This is a genomic window from Mycobacterium sp. (assembly GCF_019243155.1).
Classification (GTDB): Bacteria; Actinomycetota; Actinomycetes; order Mycobacteriales; family Mycobacteriaceae; genus Mycobacterium.
Genome location: NZ_JAFAUS010000060.1, coordinates 1 through 3741, shown reverse-complemented (window position 1 = coordinate 3741; position 3741 = coordinate 1). Strand labels below are relative to the sequence as shown.

The following is a 3741-nucleotide window of genomic DNA, read 5'->3' as shown; positions in this document are numbered from 1 at the left end:
CCCGACTTCAACGCCGCCACCCAGGCCGGCTACATCGACATCGCCAACGTCGAGTGCATCCCCGGGCAGAAGAAGGCGCGGGTGTCGTTCATCCCGGACCGCGGCGTCGTCGACTACAACCAGCTGTTCACCGCGACCTCGCTGATGCCGTCGCACGTCATCGCCGACCAGCTCAACGTCGACGTCACCGCCGCGCTGCTGAGCAACAACGCGCCGCTGGTGACCCAGATCGCGAAGCTGTGGAACACCATCTGGGACATCAAGCCGGGTATCGACCTCAAGCGCTTCCCGTCGTCGGGGCCGTACAAGATCGACGCCGTCCTGGACGGCGGCGCGGTGGTGCTGGCCGCCAACGACCGCTGGTGGGGGCCCAGGGCGCTCACCAAGCGGATCACCGTCTGGCCGCAGGGGCCCGACATCCAGGACCGGGTCAACAGCCGCAACGTCGACGTAGTCGACGTCGCGTCGGGCTCCTCGGGAACGCTGACCACCCCGGACAACTACGAGCGGACCGATTCGCCGTCGGCCGGCATCGAGCAGCTGATCTTCGCGCCGCAGGGGCCGCTGTCACAGGCCAAGGCGCGGCGGGCCTTCGCGCAGTGTGTGCCCCGCGACAGCCTGGCGCACGACGCCGGCGCGGCGATCGCCAACTCGCGTCTGGACCCGGCCACCGACGACGCCGTGACCGCGAATGACGGCGCCGCCGACGCCGCCCCGTTCGCCAAGGCCGACCCCGGTGCCGCCCGCGACGCGCTGGGTGGCGCGCCGTTGACGGTGCGGATCGGCTACCAGGGGCCCAACGCGCGGCTCGCGGTCAACGTTGGGGTCATCACCAAGTCGTGTGCCGCGGCCGGCATCACCGTCGTCAACGTCTCCCTGGACACCTCGGGTCCGCAGGCGCTCAAGGACGGAAAGATCGACGCGTTGCTGGCCAGCACCGGCGGGGCCACCGGCAGCGGCTCGACGGGATCGTCGGCGATGGACGCCTACGACCTGCACAGCGGCAACGGCAACAACCTATCCGGCTACGCCAATCAGCAGATCGACGGCATCATCGGCGCGCTGGCGGTGTCGGCCGATCCCGCCGAACGAGTCAGGCTGCTGGCCGAGGGCGCGCCGGTACTGTGGGGCGATATGCCGACCTTGCCCCTCTACCGGCAGCAGCGCACGTTGCTGATGTCGAAAAAGATGTACGCGGTCAGCAAGAACCCGACTCGCTGGGGTGCGGGCTGGAACATGGACCGATGGGCATCCATCCAGTGACCAGCGTCAGCGGTACCACTCCGGTCGCGGAGCTCATCGCGTCGCTGACCCGGAAGGTGGCCGACTTTCCGAAGCCGGGAGTCCAGTTCAAGGACCTCACACCGCTGTTCGCCGACGGAGAGGCGATGGGCGCCGTCGTCGACGCGCTGACCGACCTGGCGAACGACGCCGACCTGGTGGCCGGCATCGAGTCGCGGGGGTTCCTGGTGGCGGCCGCCGTGGCCGGCCGGTTGCGCGGCGGTGTGCTGGCCGTCCGCAAGGGCGGAAAGCTGCCACCGCCGGTGCACGCCGAGCGCTATGACCTGGAATACGGCAGCGCAGTCCTGGAAATACCGGCCGACGGCATCGACCTGCGTGGCCGCAAGGTCCTGATCGTCGACGACGTGCTGGCCACCGGCGGCACCCTGGCTGCCGCGGCCCGGTTGCTCGAGCGCACCGGTGCCGTCGTGACCGGCGCGGCGGTGCTCATGGAACTCGTCGCGCTGGACGGTCGCAGGGCCGTCGCGCCGTTGTCAGTACACAGCTTGAGTCACGCCTAGCGGCGCGATATAAGCGATATCCTCGAAATCGGAGGTGACGAAAGTGGCGGATGATCAGGGCACGACGCAGGCTTTGCAGGCGCCTGCCGAGCCTCCGCCGGTCACCGAGCCCATCACTGACACCCCGGAGTCACTGAAGACTTCCAGCAGCGCCTCTCGCCGGGTGCGGGCCAGGCTGGCCCGGCGGATGACCGCCCAGCGCAGCACCCTGAACCCGGTGCTCGAGCCCCTGGTGGCGGTGCACCGGGAGATCTACCCCAAGGCGAATCTGTCGTTGCTGCAGCGCGCCTTCGAGGTCGCCGACCAGCGGCACGCCACGCAGTTGCGCCACTCCGGTGACCCCTACATCACCCACCCCCTGGCCGTCGCCACCATTCTGGCCGAATTGGGCATGGACACCACGACTTTGGTGGCCGCGCTGCTGCACGACACCGTCGAGGACACCGGTTACACGGTCGAGGCGTTAAGCGAGGACTTCGGCGAAGAGGTCGGCCATCTGGTCGACGGCGTGACCAAGCTGGACCGGGTGGTGCTGGGCAGCGCCGCCGAAGGCGAGACGATCCGCAAGATGATCACCGCCATGGCGCGCGACCCCCGGGTGCTGGTGATCAAGGTCGCCGACCGGCTGCACAACATGCGCACAATGCGGTTCCTGCCGCCGGAGAAGCAGGCGCGCAAAGCCCGCGAGACACTGGAAGTCATTGCGCCCCTTGCCCATCGGCTGGGAATGGCCAGCGTCAAGTGGGAACTGGAAGACCTGTCATTCGCGATCCTGCATCCCAAGAAGTACGAGGAGATCGTGCGCCTGGTCGCCGGCCGCGCGCCCTCGCGCGACACCTACCTGGCCAAGGTCCGCGCCGAGATCACTAACACCCTGGGCGCTTCGAAGATCAAGGCGACGGTGGAGGGCCGGCCCAAGCATTACTGGTCGATTTACCAGAAGATGATCGTCAAGGGACGAGACTTCGACGACATCCATGACCTGGTCGGAATTCGCATCCTGTGCGACGAGATTCGCGACTGCTACGCCGCCGTCGGCGTGGTGCACTCGCTGTGGCAGCCGATGGCGGGGCGTTTCAAGGACTACATCGCCCAGCCCAGATATGGTGTGTACCAGTCGTTGCACACCACGGTGGTGGGTCCGGAAGGCAAGCCGCTGGAGGTGCAGATCCGCACCCGCGACATGCACCGCACCGCCGAATACGGCATCGCCGCACACTGGCGCTACAAGGAAGCCAAGGGCCGCAACGGAGTTCCGCACCCGCACGCCGCGGCCGAGATCGACGACATGGCCTGGATGCGCCAGCTGCTCGACTGGCAGCGGGAGGCCGCCGACCCGGGCGAGTTCCTGGAGTCGTTGCGTTACGACCTTGCGGTGCAGGAGATCTTCGTGTTCACCCCCAAGGGCGACGTGATCAACCTGCCGACCGGGTCGACGCCGGTGGACTTCGCCTACGCGGTGCACACCGAAGTCGGCCACCGCTGCATCGGCGCCCGGGTCAACGGCCGCCTGGTAGCGCTGGAGCGCAAGCTGGAAAACGGCGAAGTCGTCGAGGTTTTCACGTCCAAGGCGCCCAACGCCGGGCCGTCACGGGACTGGCAGCAGTTCGTGGTGTCGCCTCGCGCGAAGGCGAAGATCCGGCAGTGGTTCGCCAAGGAGCGCCGCGAAGAGGCGCTGGAGACCGGCAAGGACGCGATGGCCCGCGAGGTGCGTCGTGGCGGACTTCCGTTGCAGCGCTTGGTGAATGGTGAGTCGATGGCGTCGGTGGCCCGCGAGCTGCACTACACCGACGTGTCCGCGCTCTACACCGCGATCGGTGAGGGCCACGTCTCGGCCAAGCACGTCGTGCAGCGGTTGTTGGCCGAGCTCGGCGGCATCGACCAGGCCGAGGAGGATCTCGCCGAGCGGTCGACGCCGACGACCATGCTGCGCCGCCCG

At 68.1% G+C, this 3741-nt stretch carries 3 protein-coding genes; all 3 read left to right on the top strand.

The genetic code is table 11. From position 1 onward, the window contains the following. On the top strand, positions 1 to 1263 hold a 1263-nt coding region (locus JOZ00_RS03150), incomplete at its 5' end, for an ABC transporter substrate-binding protein (protein ID WP_293339504.1). Continuing rightward, positions 1245 to 1802, top strand: coding sequence for an adenine phosphoribosyltransferase (locus JOZ00_RS03145; protein WP_293339501.1), 558 nt, complete (start codon positions 1245 to 1247; stop codon positions 1800 to 1802). The genes JOZ00_RS03150 and JOZ00_RS03145, both read left to right, overlap by 19 nt. A gap of 43 nt (positions 1803 to 1845) precedes the next feature. Further along, positions 1846 to 3741: RelA/SpoT family protein (locus tag JOZ00_RS03140; RefSeq protein WP_293339498.1), on the top strand; the 1896-nt coding region annotated here is incomplete at its 3' end.

Bases quoted from the DNA above. Each gene is read 5' to 3' on its own strand.
- JOZ00_RS03145 (WP_293339501.1), top strand. From the start codon at position 1,245: ATGGGCATCCATCCAGTGACCAGCGTCAGCGGTACCACTCCGGTCGCG.